The sequence below is a fragment of the Paenibacillus amylolyticus genome, from assembly GCF_001570725.1.
GTDB classification, from domain to species: Bacteria; Bacillota; Bacilli; order Paenibacillales; family Paenibacillaceae; genus Paenibacillus; species Paenibacillus amylolyticus_A.
The window spans coordinates 1,125,531-1,141,107 of the sequence record NZ_BCNV01000001.1 but is presented as its reverse complement, the minus strand read 5'-3'; the positions used below and the strand labels follow the sequence as shown (position 1 = coordinate 1,141,107).

At 46.7% G+C, this 15,577-nt stretch carries 18 protein-coding genes; 1 reads left to right on the top strand and 17 read right to left on the bottom strand.

Annotation, left to right across the window (positions count from 1 at the left end):
- Positions 1-39: 39 nt before the first annotated feature.
- From PAHA3_RS05270 to rplS, 7 genes are all read right to left on the bottom strand, one after another.
- A complete protein-coding gene (locus tag PAHA3_RS05270) occupies positions 40-438 on the bottom strand; it encodes a YraN family protein (protein WP_062833777.1) in 399 nt (132 codons plus the stop codon).
- A complete protein-coding gene (locus tag PAHA3_RS05265; RefSeq protein WP_062833776.1) occupies positions 432-743 on the bottom strand; it encodes an EscU/YscU/HrcU family type III secretion system export apparatus switch protein in 312 nt (103 codons plus the stop codon). Before PAHA3_RS05265 ends, PAHA3_RS05270 begins: the two co-directional genes overlap by 7 nt.
- A complete protein-coding gene (locus PAHA3_RS05260) occupies positions 740-2,797 on the bottom strand; it encodes a hypothetical protein (protein ID WP_062833775.1) in 2,058 nt (685 codons plus the stop codon). Before PAHA3_RS05260 ends, PAHA3_RS05265 begins: the two co-directional genes overlap by 4 nt.
- Before the next feature lie 30 nt (positions 2,798-2,827).
- Positions 2,828-3,529: a ribonuclease HII gene (locus PAHA3_RS05255; RefSeq protein WP_153028177.1), complete on the bottom strand. Its 702-nt coding sequence runs from the start codon at positions 3,527-3,529 to the stop codon at positions 2,828-2,830.
- Between the two features lie 463 nt (positions 3,530-3,992).
- Complete coding sequence (ylqF, locus tag PAHA3_RS05250; protein WP_062833774.1) at positions 3,993-4,856, bottom strand: ribosome biogenesis GTPase YlqF; 864 nt, start codon at positions 4,854-4,856, stop codon at positions 3,993-3,995.
- A 30-nt stretch (positions 4,857-4,886) separates the two neighbouring features.
- Positions 4,887-5,507, bottom strand: a complete 621-nt coding sequence (gene lepB / locus PAHA3_RS05245) for a signal peptidase I (protein WP_062833773.1) — start codon at positions 5,505-5,507, stop codon at positions 4,887-4,889.
- Between the two features lie 357 nt (positions 5,508-5,864).
- Positions 5,865-6,206, bottom strand: a complete 342-nt coding sequence (rplS, locus tag PAHA3_RS05240; protein ID WP_024630190.1) for a 50S ribosomal protein L19 — start codon at positions 6,204-6,206, stop codon at positions 5,865-5,867.
- A gap of 347 nt (positions 6,207-6,553) precedes the next feature.
- Between rplS and PAHA3_RS05235 the strand changes: the two genes are divergently transcribed.
- A complete protein-coding gene (locus PAHA3_RS05235; RefSeq protein WP_062833772.1) occupies positions 6,554-7,519 on the top strand; it encodes a polysaccharide deacetylase family protein in 966 nt (321 codons plus the stop codon).
- 9 nt (positions 7,520-7,528) lie between these two features.
- Here PAHA3_RS05235 and PAHA3_RS05230 read toward each other — a convergent pair whose 3' ends face one another.
- The 10 genes from PAHA3_RS05230 to ftsY all read right to left on the bottom strand — a co-directional run bounded on the left by PAHA3_RS05230 (position 7,529) and on the right by ftsY (position 15,504).
- Complete coding sequence (locus tag PAHA3_RS05230) at positions 7,529-8,770, bottom strand: hypothetical protein (RefSeq protein ID WP_062833771.1); 1,242 nt, start codon at positions 8,768-8,770, stop codon at positions 7,529-7,531.
- Positions 8,771-8,926: 156 nt separating this feature from the next.
- Entirely contained in the window at positions 8,927-9,301 is a 375-nt protein-coding gene (locus PAHA3_RS05225; protein WP_062833770.1) for a VOC family protein, read from the bottom strand.
- Positions 9,302-9,486: 185 nt separating this feature from the next.
- Positions 9,487-10,254 carry a tRNA (guanosine(37)-N1)-methyltransferase TrmD gene (gene trmD / locus PAHA3_RS05220; protein WP_062833769.1) on the bottom strand — a complete coding sequence of 256 codons (768 nt, stop codon included), beginning with the start codon at positions 10,252-10,254 and terminating at the stop codon, positions 9,487-9,489.
- 1 nt (position 10,255) lies between these two features.
- Positions 10,256-10,768, bottom strand: coding sequence for a ribosome maturation factor RimM (gene rimM / locus PAHA3_RS05215; RefSeq protein ID WP_062833768.1), 513 nt, complete (start codon positions 10,766-10,768; stop codon positions 10,256-10,258).
- Between the two features lie 301 nt (positions 10,769-11,069).
- The gene (locus PAHA3_RS05210; RefSeq protein WP_017689218.1) at positions 11,070-11,300 is read right to left on the bottom strand and encodes a KH domain-containing protein; all 231 of its coding nucleotides are present in this window, start codon (positions 11,298-11,300) and stop codon (positions 11,070-11,072) included.
- 23 nt (positions 11,301-11,323) lie between these two features.
- Positions 11,324-11,596: a 30S ribosomal protein S16 gene (rpsP, locus tag PAHA3_RS05205; RefSeq protein ID WP_017689219.1), complete on the bottom strand. Its 273-nt coding sequence runs from the start codon at positions 11,594-11,596 to the stop codon at positions 11,324-11,326.
- A 52-nt stretch (positions 11,597-11,648) separates the two neighbouring features.
- Entirely contained in the window at positions 11,649-13,025 is a 1,377-nt protein-coding gene (gene ffh / locus PAHA3_RS05200) for a signal recognition particle protein (RefSeq protein ID WP_062833767.1), read from the bottom strand.
- A gap of 63 nt (positions 13,026-13,088) precedes the next feature.
- Positions 13,089-13,439, bottom strand: a complete 351-nt coding sequence (gene ylxM, locus PAHA3_RS05195) for a YlxM family DNA-binding protein (RefSeq protein ID WP_017689221.1) — start codon at positions 13,437-13,439, stop codon at positions 13,089-13,091.
- Positions 13,440-13,700: 261 nt separating this feature from the next.
- Positions 13,701-14,348: a PAQR family membrane homeostasis protein TrhA gene (gene trhA, locus PAHA3_RS05190; protein ID WP_062833766.1), complete on the bottom strand. Its 648-nt coding sequence runs from the start codon at positions 14,346-14,348 to the stop codon at positions 13,701-13,703.
- A 142-nt stretch (positions 14,349-14,490) separates the two neighbouring features.
- The gene (gene ftsY / locus PAHA3_RS05185; RefSeq protein ID WP_062833765.1) at positions 14,491-15,504 is read right to left on the bottom strand and encodes a signal recognition particle-docking protein FtsY; all 1,014 of its coding nucleotides are present in this window, start codon (positions 15,502-15,504) and stop codon (positions 14,491-14,493) included.
- Positions 15,505-15,577 lie beyond the last annotated feature (73 nt).

The window sequence follows — 15,577 nt, the reverse complement described above, 5'->3', positions numbered from 1 at the left end:
ACGTATCTTTAATTACGACAACGACTTTGAGTGTAATGCTCAAAAAGCATTAATAATATGATTCACAGAGACCGTCTCTCCTGCTCGGTCAAGCATTACCGCAATTACATCAAAGCGGATCTGATGGTCTATCTCTCCTGTCATTTGCAAATAAACGGATGCGGTTGAACGCACCTGCTGCATTTTACGCATATCGACCGATTCCTGAGGTGTACCATACTGAGCGGCTCCACTTCTGCTTCTTACTTCTACAAAGACAATCAGGCCCTCACTGGAAGCAATGATATCAATCTCACCGCTACGGCAACGCCAGTTCTGTCTAATGATTCGATAGTCGTTCTCTCGCAACCAGTGACAAGCAGCTTCTTCGCCTAATCGTCCCTTCTGCTGTCGTGTAAGCCTCAGTTCCGACTCCTTGCCTGATCTATGTTCTACCATGACTCGTCTTCCTCACGTCCTGAAGCCAGTCGATCTGCACGATAGACATACGTTAGAACCTCTGCTACCAATTGATATAATTCTGCCGGAATTTGTTCATCCAGATCCAATTTGGAGAGCACTTCCACGAGTGCTGCATCCTCCTGAACAGCCACCCCGTTTTCCTTGGCTTTGTCCAGAATGGCTTCTGCCACTTTGCCGCGGCCCTTGGCTACAACAACGGGCGCTTCGCTCTCTCCAGGAACATATTTTAGGGCAACCGCTTTTTTGGAGAGCAGATCCGGTTGCGGCGACTCATCCTTCATACTTTCAAGTCCACCCCTTTGTAACGTTCAGGACTATAGTCCGAGGCCGTCATTTTCCGCTCCGCGCCCGGCTCCTGGCCCGCAGGCCACGGTTCCGTCTTGAAAGTTAGCAATTGATAGCCCAGCTTATCCAATGCCTGATGGATTACGTCTCGTCCACTCTCCAGGAGTGGTCCCATCCCTTCGCGATCATTCAATACACGCAGACTGACAATATTGTTAACCACATGTACATCTACCAGTGTAGGCCCAAGACTTTTCATATCCAGATCGAACCATAGACGACAGTTGGACGCATCCAATTCTCCGCGAGGTCCACGACGAGATTGAATTTGAACGGAAGCTGTTTCTTCCCCATCTGGTCCGGTAATCGGAATAAACCAATGCATCTGTGCAAATGTAGCGCTGCGATCTGTCGTCAGCAATAACTGCTGACCTGTCAGATATTGCACCGCTTGTCCGGCGGCATCCTTGAGCGCCGCCGGTGCACCGTCGCTGCTGGCAAGCTGCAGCAGCAGACCCTTCAGCGTGTCCGCATTTGCCGGACTCGCCGCATCCCCCACGCGCGGCTGCGCTGCCGCGCCGTGAACGGCCTGCTGCTCGTGCTCCGCACCGAGCAGCTTCAGCACGCGCCCCACCCACGGGTCCCCCCCGTGGGTGACAGGCGCGGGCACTGCCGCAGCTCCCGCAGGTGCTGCGGCACCACCGCCAGCCGGCGGCGCATCAGCGCCGGCTGGCAACGGCTGCGGCACGCCTCCGGCAGCCGCAGCCGCCTGGCCGCCCTGCGATGCAGGGGCGGCCCGTGCTGCCGCACCAGGCTGTGCCGGTGCGGCAGTGGACGCGCTGCGCAGGGCGTCCAGCAGCGCCAGCAGCTTGGGCGCCAGCTGCGCTGCCGTAGGCGCTGCTGGCGCCGCCTGGCCTGCTGCGGACGGAGTCCCCGCAGCAGCAGGCGTTTCAGCGCGGCCGTCAGTCCGACCGGCCGCGCCTGCTTCAGACTGGCCTGCATTTACACGGCCAGCCACAGATTCTGCTGCCGCCCCTGGTATACCCGGGCGGCTCCCAGCTTGGCCCGCGTCAGCCCCGCGCGGGCCCTCTCCAGGTATTCCGGTTCCAGACGGAATACCTCCGCCTCCTTTGCCAGCCGTTTCAATATTGCCGGCAATTGCCTTCGTCGCGGCTTCAGCATTTCCTGCTCCTCCGCCGGTCTGCAGGTTTCCTTTCACCGCATTAGCTGCATCCTCTGCCCCGCCATCCGTCATAGATATAGCTCCTGCCAATGCCGCTTGTCCTTGTTGCGTCGACAAAACAGGAGTTCCTGTTCCAGCTACCTGACGGCCATTACCTGATGTAGCCAACCCTTCTTCCATCTGCGCTGCATTCGGCAATACAGGCACACCAGCCACAACAGTTGGTTTCATGGCAGCCGATTGTTCTCCAGGCAATGCCGGTTTACCTGTTGTTTGAGTCAACATCGTTTCCAACTGATCAGCCAACCCGCTTAACAACTGATGCAGAGGGGGGCCAAACACCGTCTGATGTAATCCTTTTACCGTTTCCGCCGTAACCGGGAGACCACGCTGAAAAGCAATTCCCGTCGCCTGCACCCATTCTTCCACAGGTACCTGTGCAGGTTTGGCTGTCATCATATTTTGGACCATAGCCACATTATCCTTCGTTAGCGGCAATCCGCTACGCTGCATGGCAAGTAACAGTTCCCGATTTCCTTTCGTATCCGGCAGTCCTACATCCTTAAGCAGGTTGTTCAGCGAAGCTTGTGGCAGCTCAGCAAGTGTTCCCGCCATAGGTTTCATTACCGTTATGCCATTTTCACCTGGAGGCTGTACTTGAAGCAACGTGGTCTCACCCGGACGGAGTGGAGTCTCCAACTTGGCGCGCACCTGCACACCTTGAATCTGCAGAACCGCTTCTCCCCCATCATCGGATACACTAACGACGGAGCCACGAACCACCTGACCTTCCTTTAATTCAAGCGGTTTGGCATTGCCGGGCTTACTATCTCCCATTAACCCCTTAATCATGGAACCGATATTCAAATCTCTCCCCCTCCTTCCTTCAAGCCTCTGTTAAAACAACGATTGCTGCTCTCCAAGCAGATTGCCCAGAAAACTGCGCCGATGCATCGGGGTTGCCCCCAACGCCATAATTTGCTCCCGATGAACTTTTGTTGCATATCCTTTATGTATCGACAAACCATATTCCGGATATAACGTATCCCATTCTTCCTTACACAGCCGATCTCGCGTTACCTTGGCGATGATAGATGCCGCTGCGATCGATTGACTATTGGCGTCACCTTTAATAATGGACAGTTGAGGTACATTCAGATCCACCTTCTCGGCATCCACCAGCATATAATCTGGAAGTTCTCCCAATGCTTCAACAGCACGTTTCATCGCGAGTCTCGCAGCCTGCTTGATATTAAGGCGGTCAATCGTTTCTGCATCCGCATACCCGATTCCTACCGCCAGCGCCTTTTCCATAATGACGTCATATAGTGCATCACGTTTTTTCTCCGTCAATTTCTTGGAGTCATTCACACCTTCCAGAATGAGATCCTTCGGTAAAATAACCGCCGCTGCGACAACATCCCCAAACAAGCATCCCCGTCCTACCTCATCAATACCAGCTATACGTTCAAATCCACTCTCCCAATACTCCCGCTCGTAGAGCAATAGATCTCGAGGTTCACTGGCTTCTTTTTTCTTCCTCGGTCCAACCGGGGTATCCAGTAGATTCAACCCGATCTCTTCATTATTTTCACCCATAACACTCATCTCCTCTACCCACGCTTCTTCTGCATGCGTATCACTTACAACTTTTTATAATATAGACGTAGATTCTCTGTCTTTGTTCTGTACAACCTGTATCTCTTAGCAAAACTTTTCCTTGAGGTTTACAACAATAAAGATAGTGATGTCTTCATTTATCGGTATTTGATGGTTTAAATTGAATATATCAGACCTCGTCTAATCTAAATTGCACCACCATTTATCATAGCACGATTTTGACACACCTGATATATAGGTCAGGCAATTCCATTAAGCGTACTCTTCTTCAATCCTCTTCCATTTTTATCGTTTTTAACGCCATTTCCGTTTCTACTTCCGAGTTTTGATACAAAAAAAAACGACCGCTCCCGGTAATCCGGTAACGGCCGCTTCTTTCGGCACGTGTATATATGAAATGAACAGATGAGGATGGTGATCTTCATCGTGTAGAGTCCATTTTTTAATAAGGAGCTTCCATGGAGAAACGTCCCATTTTACCCGCTCGCAGTTCTCGCAGAAATGCTCGCGATGCCTTTTCCAGATCAATACGTCCACCGCTTACAACACAACCACGGACACGACCCACTTGTTCCATAATCGCAATAACACTGTCTGAATCATCTGCATCCTTGGAAAACTCCTGAAGTCCGTATCTCTCTTCCAGAGCGTCCCAGTAATAACGCATCAGGTAGCTGATTCCAAAAAAGGCGATATCCTCTGCATTCAGAATTTCCTCTTTGATCGCACCTGTTACGGCAAGACGATAACCTACATTCTGATCTTCGAACTTGGGCCAAAGAATACCTGGAGTATCCAATAGCTCCATTTCTTTGCCTACCTTGATCCACTGTTGCCCCTTCGTGACACCAGGACGATCTCCTGTTAACGCAATACTCCGTCCAGCCAGTCGGTTAATCAGGGTTGATTTACCAACATTCGGAATACCCACAATCAATCCACGAACCGCACGAGGGTTAATTCCTTTGGCAATTTGACGATCAATTTTTTCTTTCAGAAGAAGCTTCGCCTGTACTGGAATGTCTTTAACATTGGTGCCTGTCGAGGCATCCACAGGAAAGGCGGTAATTCCTTCTTTTTTGAAATATTCGATCCACTCTTGCGTCACTTTAGCATCTGCCAAATCCGATTTGTTCAACAAAATCATCCGGGGTTTGTCCAGCAATATTTCGTCAATCATCGGATTACGGCTGGAGACAGGCAGACGGGCATCCAATAGTTCGATGACCACGTCGATGAGCTTTAACTTATCCTGAATCTGGCGTCTGGCTCGAGTCATATGACCTGGAAACCATTGTATCGTCACCTTGTCTTCACCTCATTATTTGCTTCAATTTCAGTGGTTGATCCACTTAATCTCACCGATCGGCCAGAAAATCACATCTGCACGACCAATAATATCTTCCAACGAAACATAACCGATCATACGGCTGTCTGTACTATTTGGACGGTTGTCTCCCATAACAAACACATGACCTGCCGGCACTTTGCCATCAGGGAACTGCTCATTCGGGAAATCCTTCACATTATATGTTCCACCATTCGCTTCAGCAGCATCAATGGCTCCTTGAATATACGTTTCATCAACCTTTTTACCGTTAACCATCACGGTATCGTCCTGAACCTCCACCGTATCACCTTCTACAGCAATAACACGTTTAATGAAATCTCGACCTTCGGTTGGTACGTGGAAGACGATAACCTCACCGCGCTTCGGTTCTCTGATATCATATAAGATTTCGTTGACGATCACCCGTTCACCCGTTTCAAAGTTAGGCTGCATGGACGGTCCGTCCACAACAAACGGTTTGAAGAGCAACCACCGAATCAGAATGACGAGAACTAATGCGATAACGATGGCTTTAAGCCATTCAACAATTTCATTTTTAGCTTTTTTGGATCGACTGTCTTTTTCTTCGGCAGGATTTCCCCGGTCATGTTGAACTTCTTGTTCCATTCAAGATCTTCCTCTCTTCACAGTACATGTTTATAGCAGTACACACATCCAGCATTCTGCATCGTTCCAATAACTCAATGGATGGATACAAAACATTTACATCAGTTATGTAATCTTTCACCAAGCATTACAGTACATTTAATCCACAATTCAAATGCCTTCAAGAGGTTGTTCAAAAAGTCGGTACTGAAACCGGTCTTTTGAACACACACTTCAATAACTGATTTTACAAGCCTCCCGGACTATTCCCTGCATGTGTTGCCATACCATTTTACTCGGAAGTGTACCTCCGGTTCAACTTTTCCCGGACAAAAACGAAAAGGGCTTGTCTCCAAGCCCTTCCCGGTATCCGTTATATTAACGAATTTCTTTAATTCTCGCTGCTTTACCGCGTAGTTCACGAAGATAATAAAGCTTCGCACGACGCACTTTACCACGGCGAGCCACTTCGATTCTATCGATTTTAGGGGAATGAAGCGGGAAAGCTCTTTCCACACCTACACCGTAAGAAATTTTACGAACTGTAAAAGTCTCACTGATTCCACCACCACGGCGTTTAATCACAACACCTTCGAACAATTGGATACGCTCACGAGTTCCCTCGATTACCTTAACGTGCACTTTCAAAGTGTCACCAGGACGAAAACTCGGAATATCCTTACGAAGTTGTTCTTGTGTAATCGCTTGAACGATATTCATCTATGACTCCCTCCTTCCGTACAGGCGTTCATACTTCTTCCAGAGATCACCTTGTCTCCTTCATTATCCATAGAGGACCGCCGTATTCCACATAACAGACTTATTGTATCACGCAGCATATCAAAACACAAGACAAATTAAACAAAATGCCTATTGTTCAATCTGCCGCTTTGAAACTCATCCATCACATGTAGACTTCATTCTTAAATACATTCTCCCACATGACAGTTTATGAACACTCTCTTCGGCATGCCAACCTGATACAGGAAAAAATAATGTAACCTCCCGTACAGAAATATCGTCTATGATATAACTTAATGACACTTCAAAGGAGAACCCAAAGACTCATGAAATATTGGAAAAAGATCACGCTTGCTGTACTCGCCATGCTCACATGCTCCATTACACTGTATGCATATGCCGTAACTCATCCGACGAATGCCATGTCACACAAAGCCTGTACCTCCTGGGATATGGTCAAAGGCAAAGCATTCCAGCTATCACATACTGACTTCTCTAGCCAACCTACGCTGGATCGTTCTGCCTTCAAGATTGAACAAGGTACCGCTACAGAAGTGCCTGTACTGATGTATCATTACATAGAGCCCAAACTGAACAATCACGAAACAGGTAATAAATCCATCATTAATCTGGAGGATTTCGAGCAAAATATGAAATACCTGCACGATGAAGGCTACCGTACGATTACACTGGATCAGCTCGAACAATATGTCAACGGGAAGATCTCCTTACCACAAAAGTCCATTGTAATTACCTTTGATGATGGTTACCAGAACAATTATACGTTAGCTTACCCTGTGCTTCAAAAATATAATTTCCACGCCTCGCTGTTTGTCATAGGCAGTAAAATTCAGGAGCAACCTTCGGAATTTGATCCCGCCATTAACAGTTTCATCTCCAAGCCAGAGATGCAGGCGGCAACTGACGTATTTGAATTCAACAGCCATACCTATAACCTGCATCACAAGGGATTTATCCGCTGTGGCAACAGTGTTCCTGTCGGTCTGGACACTAGTCTTCTGGATGATGATATCCAGCAAATGAAGCAAACCGGAATAGACACACCTTATCTGGCCTATCCTTTTGGCTATACCAGTACACAGATGATCTACAAGTTACAGCAACATGGATATCGTATGGCCTTTACCGTAAAGTCTGGATTTGTGCATCCAGGAGATCCTCCCATGAAGCTACCTCGCTTGACGGTCACGACCGGTACTGACCTGGCGTCCTTGCTTCAGCCCGAATCCAGTCCGCAGAACGGATTAGCTGCATCGCGGAATGACCAATGAAACCTAGATTTAAACTTCACCGCCGGGATACAGAGTCGAGCTATACAGCCTTTTAAGCTGTGGCTTGGCTCTTTTTGCATCAGTAAGTGATAATGTCATCGGAGAGCTGGAATACATCACTGCTTCTTGTGCGTCATAGATGATGATCTGTTCTTTCCCCGTCTGAACCAGGTCTGCATGCACCACATATCCCTCTTTCGGGAATTGAGTAACCGTTTTCATGTCTCCATCTACCAAAGAAGGCAACACATCTCCACCTCGGCGATACGCCAAAATATAATCAAGTCCACCTTCATCCCAGTTACATACAGGCTCTATAATCGTTAACCATCCACGAGTCGTGCGATTTTCTTTCCATATTTCTTTTCCGTCACGATCCAGCATGAACATTCCATCCTTACCGTTCTCATCCCCCCGGATAATCCGGTCCAAGCCTGCAATCTGTAACCCTTCCATTCCAGTACAAAAATGGCCCAGCGCAATATGCTGTGATTCAATCGAATCTTCATAACGCCATTTCTCATTACCATAGCGGTCCATCATGACCGTGACGCTGCCACCAATAACAACCTCGACTTGCCCATCACCGTCAACATCTCCAAACCAAATACAGTCGGCATGATCATCCAGATTCTTACAAGACCATAACAACGTCCCATCATGATCCAGCATGTCATATCCGGCCATCACTTCATCCTTACCGTCTCCATCAATATCATATACCCATGGAAAATGCCCCGGATTCCCTTCATGCTTCCATAACAAATTAAATTCATGGTCGAGTGCCCATAACGTCTTATAGCGGTCTTTCAGTATAATGTCCATTTTCTGCTGCTTACCCGTCAGGTTGGCGAGAATAATGCAATCATGTGCTTCATTACCTGGCAGATCATGTGTTTCTTTGATCTCTCCAGTCTCGCCATTCAACACGAGAAATTGTTTGTCCATGACACACAATATTTCATTATTTCCGTCACCATCCCAATCTGCGATCTGAGCGGGATAGTCTGAGCCTGGACCGCCTGCATTCGGATCAGGTGTTCCCACCTGCCATAGTAATGTTCCTTCCAGATCAAACGCAGTCAAGCAGCAGACCTGATGCGGAACATACCGATCGTCTATGCCCCCATCTGCCTGTACCAGCAATATCTCAAGTCTGCCGTCCCCATTCAGATCTCCCAAAAGCATTTTGCACCGTTCTCCGGCCTGGCTAATATCTACTTTGGCGATTTCATAAGGCTGATGTTTCATAACCTTCCTCCTCAGCGTATCTTTGTTATTCAAATCCAGCTGAGTTCACCATAAAGAAAACCCCTTATTTTTACAACCCTATTATGTGGTCATGCAAAAATGTTCAAAGCTGCAAGAAAGTACTCACGTCAACAAGAACCGTTTTAAACGAATGATTCATACCCACTCTAAGAACTCAAGACGATTGCCAAAAGGATCATTTATATAGAATCGTCGTACACCTTCATCTAGCCTTGCTTCGTCATCGACAATATGAATATGGTTATGATTTAGATGATCACGCAACTGATCCAAATGTTGTACATGAAAGGCCGGATGAGCTTTTGTAGCGGGAATGAAATCTTTTTGTACACCAATATGCACTTGGTGTCTGCCACAATCGAACCATACACCACCCCGTTTTCTTAGAGCTTCAGGTTTGGGAATCTCGGTCCATCCCAATACATTATTGAAAAAATGACGCGCCTCCGCCTCACAACCTTCTGGTGCTGCGAGCTGAATATGATCAAGACCAATAATATTGTAAGTCATTCATACACCCCCTCCTGTTTCAATTAATGAAACTTAGTTTTAAAATATATCTATATTTTATAGGATGGACCAATCGAAATCCAGCTCTCTTCTTACAATATAAATAAAAAAAGCCAACCTGTGGTATCAAGGTTAGCTTTTCGAACTCTAAAAAAAGATATATTTACGTGTTCATACGATGCATATTACTCAATGTTATTTTCACGGTTTGAGCGTATCTTTTTCAACCAAATTCGCTCTTTGTCCGTCAAGTCGGCCGTTTCCAACATCTCTGGTCTACGCTCTAGCGTACGAAGCAAAGATTGTTCTCTACGCCACGCCTCAATGTTCAGGTGATGTCCTGACAACAGCATATCCGGCACTTTCATGCCCCTAAACTCGGGTGGGCGTGTGTAATGTGGATATTCCAGGAGTCCGGTGCTGAATGAATCGGTTACTGCGCTTGTCTCATTGCCAAGCACACCGGGGATAAGACGTACGATGCTGTCAATCGCAACCATAGCAGGCAACTCCCCACCCGTGAGTACGTAATCACCAATGGATAGTTCATCCGTCACGAGAAATTCGCGGATTCGCTCATCGTAACCTTCATAATGTCCGCATATAAAAATCAGATGATCTTCCTGTACAAGTTCTTCTGCTTTTTTCTGTGTAAACGTCTCACCTTGCGGACACATTAAAATGATACGTGGAGCTTTCATCGTTGCCGCGGCTTCTCCGCGTTGCTCCAGCACATCTTCAACAGCAGCAAAGATCGGATCTGGTTTCAGCACCATGCCTCCACCCCCACCGTAAGGAGCATCATCGACCGTATTGTGCTTATTGGTCGCATAATTACGGAAGTTGGTTGCACCGAGGGACACCAGCCCCTTCGTTTGGGCTTTACCCAAAATGCTTGCTCCGAATACGCCGTCAAACATCTCCGGGAATAATGTTAATACATCCACTTTCATGTTACAGCAGTCCTTCCATCAGATGAATCTTCACTTGCTGCTGTTCGATGTCCACATCAAGTACTACATCATCAATAACAGGAATCAGTACTTCTTTGCCTGCTGGCGTTTTGACAACCCATACATCATTGGCACCTGGAGTCAAAATTTCAGAGATGGTTCCAAGCGTTTCACCCTCTTCAGTGATGACAGAACACCCAACGATTTGATGGAAGTAGTATTCACCTTCCTCCAGTTCAGCCAGGTTCTCTTTCAACACTTTGGCCATGCCGCCTTTAAACTTCTCGACTTCATTAATATTGCCATACTCTTTCAGACGAAGAATATACATATTCTTATGCAAACGTGAAGATTCCACGTTGACCATGACTGGATGATTATCTGGTGTAAAGAAAAACAACTCTGCATTTTTCGCGAAACGCACTTCCGGGAAATCAGTTAAAGGCATGATTCTTACCTCGCCGCGAATTCCATGCGTATTGACGATTTTACCTACATTCATAAACTCTGCCATATTTCCTCCTATGAAATTAAATCAAACTAAACAGCTACTTCGACTCTCGTATGATCGTTCCGGCGACGGTTCGTTCTTTCGATCGCTGTTACCCCCTCATTTTTCAAACTTACTTTAAAAGGTGAAAATGAGGTGATAAAGGCGAACGCTAACGCTTCTCCAGAATCGATCCCGTCCCCTGCACTGCTACGAAGTCACTCATACCCAAAAATATTTTAATTCAATATCTAATCCAACATATTAAGTTCAGCATGCACGAAAAGGGGCTAGGACATGCATCCTAACCCCCTTTCGTATATCTTTAAGATATGATATCAACGGTAACCCGTTTATCCATCTTAACTGCTGCTGATGTGACGACCGTGCGAAGAGATTTTGCGATTCGTCCCTGTTTACCAATTACCTTCCCAACATCGTCGGGATGAACAGTTAACTCATAAACGACAAGCCGGTCTTTCTCAACCGTCCGAACCGTCACATCTTCCGGATGATCGACCAAAGCCTTAGCAATTATGCTTACTAATTCTTCCATAGATGACCCTCCGAATCAGCACTTTATTTAGATAATTTAGACTCGTGGAACTTCTTCATCACGCCCGCTTTGCTAAGCAAGTTGCGGACAGTGTCAGATGCTTGTGCACCGTTTTGAAGCCATGCCAATGCTTTATCTTCATCGATCTTAACAACAGCCGGTTGTTCAACCGGGTTGTAGTAACCGATCTCCTCGATAAAACGACCGTCACGTGGGGAACGGGAATCCGATACCACTACGCGGTAGAAAGGAGCTTTGTGAGCACCCATACGTTTCAGACGAATACGAACTGCCATTTGAAAATTCACCTCCTTCAATGAAATCTGTATATGATTTAGCTTCGCTTAATTAACGGAAAGGAAACTTCATTCCTTTACCCATACCTTTAAGCTGCTTCATAGCTTTATTTTTACCGCCTTTAGGTCCCATCATATCCGAGAACTGTTTCATCATGCGGCGCATCTCATCAAACTGCTTGATCAGACGATTTACTTCAGCCAGAGATGTTCCGCTACCCGTAGCAATACGCTTCCGGCGGCTATGGTTGATCATGTCCGGGTTTCGTTTCTCTTCGGTCGTCATAGAGTAGACGATCGCTTCGATCCGGCCCATCTGTTTATCATCAACCTTCAAGTCTTTGGCTTGTTTCATCTTGCCCATGCCAGGAATCATATCCATGATCTGATCGATTGGTCCCAACTTTTTCACTTGATCCATCTGCTCCAGGAAATCTTCAAACGTGAATTCTGCATTACGCATCTTCCGTTCCATTTCCTTGGCTTTATCGGTATCAATGTTTAATTGAGCTTTCTCAATCAGAGATAACATATCACCCATACCGAGAATCCGTGAAGCCATACGTTCCGGATGGAACGGCTCCAAAGCGTCAAGTTTCTCTCCAAGGGAAGCAAACTTGATTGGACAACCCGTAACTGCTTTGACGGAAAGTGCGGCACCACCACGAGTGTCGCCATCCAGCTTCGTCAAGACAACCCCGGTCAGATTAAGTTGCTGATTAAAGTGTTCTGCTACGTTAACCGCATCCTGACCTGTCATACTGTCTACGACAAGCAGTACTTCATCCGGATTCACTACGCTGTGAATCTGGCGAAGCTCTTCCATCAGCTCTTCATCGACATGCAGACGTCCAGCCGTATCGATAATGACATAGTCATTACCGTTATCTTTGGCATGTTGAAGACCTTGACGTGCTATCTCAACAGGGCTTGTCTGATCTCCCAGTGTGAATACCGGCGCTTTGATCTGCTCGCCGAGTACTTGCAACTGTTTGATCGCTGCCGGACGATAAATATCCCCTGCAACAAGCAATGGTCTGCTGTTTTGCTTTTGCAGCATTTTAGCCAGTTTACCCGATGTGGTTGTTTTACCAGCACCCTGCAAACCAACCATCATCAGCACCGTAGGCGGTTTGTTCGCTTTAGCCAGTTTCGCTTGGCTTCCGCCCATCAAATCCGTCAATTCCTTGTTAACGATGTCGATGATGACCATTCCTGGCGTGAAGCTCTCCATCACTTCTTTGCCAACAGCCTTCTCTTTCACCTTGGCGATGAATTCCTTGACCACTTTGAAGTTTACATCCGCTTCGAGCAATGCCAGACGTACCTCGCGCATAGCTTCGGCTACATCCTCATCAGACACCTTGCCTTTGCCGCGCAGCTTGCTGAACACATTCTGTAATCGGGTCGTTAATCCTTCAAATGCCATGATCCCACCTCCTTAAGCTTTAATACTGTTTTCCAGACCGATACGTTCCGCTCAACCAAAGTTTCATTCACTAAGCTGAGCAACGATATCGTGTATTTGTTTGTTGTTATCAATGGAGACGCCTGCGCGTTCCAATGCATTTTGCAAATCTTCAAGATTGCGATTACGCCGTTCATGCTTTTCCAGCAAGCCCAGCTTGCTTTCGTAATTTTCCAGCACTTGTTCGGCACGCTTGATATGCTCGTATACCGCCTGGCGGCTGATCTCAAACTCGGCTGCAATTTCACCAAGTGAAAAATCGTCATGAAAGTAATACTTTAGAAAAGTCTGCTGTTTCTCGGTAAGTAACAATTCATAAAAAGCAAACAGCAAGTTAATCCGGTTTGTCTTCTCAAGCCGGTTTTCTTGACTCACATCGGGGCACTCCCTTCGTCAAGGAAAAACACTTTACACTCTTGCAACGTTCCTAATAATACCTAAAACAAATCAGGTTGTCAAGCAAAAATACTTGTCACAATAAAAACAGCTCTAATGACGTCCCATTTCGCTGCTAAACAGGTAGTTTCTACCCTTTTTCATAACAAGCAATCCCGATCTGTACCTCCACGCTCCACCTCTATGTAGAAGAAAAACGAATGCGTCTCAACCAATGGAGATGCATCCGTTTATGGTGTTCTAGCGAAGTGGTGTCAGGTACAGCAGTACCATGAAGAAATGAAGAATACTGCCTGCTAGCACAAAGAGATGCCAAATCGCATGGTGATAAGGAAATCCACGCCACACATAAAATAGCGTCCCCAGTGTATACATCAGACCTCCAGCAACCAGCAACACGATTCCGCCAGTAGGAATGGCAGCCATAAGCGGTTGCCAGGCAATAACGATGAGCCAGCCCATCGCGATATAGAAAATGGTAGACATGAATAGAAACTTTTTCGTAAAGAACGCCTTAAAAATCACGCCGAACAATGCGATTCCCCAGATTATACCAAACAGGGTCCATCCAAGTGTGCCGCGAACTGCAATAAACAAAAGCGGAGTATATGATCCCGCAATGAACAAATAAATGGATGAATGGTCGAAAATCTCGAATAAATCTTTCACTTTTCCATCTTTCCATGCATGTACGAGTGTTGAGCTCGTATAGAGCAGCAGCATGGTGATCCCGTAGATCGTGAAACTGACCACATGCCAAGCCGTGCCTTTGATACTTGAAAATACAATTAATAGCACCAGTGCAGCTACACTGAGTGCAGCGCCGATTCCATGTGTCACCGCATTGGCGACTTCTTCACGGCGTGAATAGGTATAAGTATTGGCCATTTCAACCGTCCTTTCTAACCCTACAGCATTGCCTTCTATATTCCCATTATACACGTATTGCCAGTGACTTTACACGTGACACTTATCACGTATATCACTGGCAATACGGCTAACGCTACTCATTTATTCCATTTATTAAGATCTAGGAATTAGCTTCCTCTTCTTCAGCACCTTCAGGTGACTGTTCCTGGATCAATCCGGCAAACAAGGCATGCACGAATTGCTCCGAATCGAACGGCTGCAGATCGTCAATCTTCTCACCCAGTCCCACGAGTTTCACTGGCAGGTCCAGTTCCTGACGGATCGCAACAACGATCCCACCCTTAGCTGTTCCATCCAGTTTTGTCAGTACCAGACCAGTCACGCCGCTTTTCTCACCGAAAAGTTTAGCCTGATTCAAGGCATTTTGACCTGTTGTTGCATCGAGTACCATCAGTACTTCATGCGGAGCTTCCGGAATTTCACGCTGAATGACACGATAGATCTTGTTAAGCTCGTCCATCAGGTTCGATTTATTTTGCAGACGACCTGCTGTATCACAGAGGAGAACATCTGCGCCCCGTTGTTTTGCTGCCTGTACCGCATCATACATAACAGCTGCTGGATCAGAACCGGACTGCTGCTTGATCACATCGACACCGGCACGTTGTCCCCATACTTCCAGCTGTTCGATAGCTCCCGCACGGAACGTATCTCCGGCTGCCATGATGACTTTTTTACCTTGCTGTTTAAAGCGATGAGCCAGCTTGCCAATCGTTGTTGTTTTACCAACACCGTTAACGCCAACGAACAGAATGACGGTAATACCATCCGGGTTCATTTTCAGTTCGTTATTCTGTTCACCACGAAGAAGATCCGTCAGTTTCTCGGACAATAAAGGCTGCAGTTCAGCCGCGTCCTCAATTTTACGTTTTTTCACCTCAACGCGCAGGTCTTCGATCAGGTTCATGACCGTATTCACGCCAACGTCTGCTCCAATCAGAATCTCTTCCAATTCTTCATAGAACTCTTCATCAATTTTTTTGCGGCGGATAACGAGATCCGACACTTTTTCCACAAGCCCTTTACGTGTCTTTTCCAATCCATCCTTGAACTGTTTGGTGACCGACTCCGTTTTGCTTGCAATGCTGTCTCTCAGCTTCTTAAAAAAACTCATAAAGCCCCTCCATCGTGTACATAATCTAAGCGCATTTGCAAAAATGCTCAATCTAAATGATTTTCAATGATTA

Bases quoted from the DNA above. Each gene is read 5' to 3' on its own strand.
- PAHA3_RS05270 (WP_062833777.1), bottom strand. From the start codon at position 438: ATGGTAGAACATAGATCAGGCAAGGAGTCGGAACTGAGGCTTACACGA.
- PAHA3_RS05265 (WP_062833776.1), bottom strand. From the start codon at position 743: ATGAAGGATGAGTCGCCGCAACCGGATCTGCTCTCCAAAAAAGCGGTT.
- PAHA3_RS05255 (WP_153028177.1), bottom strand. From the start codon at position 3,529: ATGGGTGAAAATAATGAAGAGATCGGGTTGAATCTACTGGATACCCCG.
- lepB (WP_062833773.1), bottom strand. From the start codon at position 5,507: ATGGAACAAGAAGTTCAACATGACCGGGGAAATCCTGCCGAAGAAAAA.
- rplS (WP_024630190.1), bottom strand. From the start codon at position 6,206: ATGAATATCGTTCAAGCGATTACACAAGAACAACTTCGTAAGGATATT.
- PAHA3_RS05235 (WP_062833772.1), top strand. From the start codon at position 6,554: ATGAAATATTGGAAAAAGATCACGCTTGCTGTACTCGCCATGCTCACA.
- PAHA3_RS05230 (WP_062833771.1), bottom strand. From the start codon at position 8,770: ATGAAACATCAGCCTTATGAAATCGCCAAAGTAGATATTAGCCAGGCC.
- PAHA3_RS05225 (WP_062833770.1), bottom strand. From the start codon at position 9,301: ATGACTTACAATATTATTGGTCTTGATCATATTCAGCTCGCAGCACCA.
- trmD (WP_062833769.1), bottom strand. From the start codon at position 10,254: ATGAAAGTGGATGTATTAACATTATTCCCGGAGATGTTTGACGGCGTA.
- rimM (WP_062833768.1), bottom strand. From the start codon at position 10,768: ATGGCAGAGTTTATGAATGTAGGTAAAATCGTCAATACGCATGGAATT.
- PAHA3_RS05210 (WP_017689218.1), bottom strand. From the start codon at position 11,300: ATGGAAGAATTAGTAAGCATAATTGCTAAGGCTTTGGTCGATCATCCG.
- rpsP (WP_017689219.1), bottom strand. From the start codon at position 11,596: ATGGCAGTTCGTATTCGTCTGAAACGTATGGGTGCTCACAAAGCTCCT.
- ffh (WP_062833767.1), bottom strand. From the start codon at position 13,025: ATGGCATTTGAAGGATTAACGACCCGATTACAGAATGTGTTCAGCAAG.
- trhA (WP_062833766.1), bottom strand. From the start codon at position 14,348: ATGGCCAATACTTATACCTATTCACGCCGTGAAGAAGTCGCCAATGCG.
- ftsY (WP_062833765.1), bottom strand. From the start codon at position 15,504: ATGAGTTTTTTTAAGAAGCTGAGAGACAGCATTGCAAGCAAAACGGAG.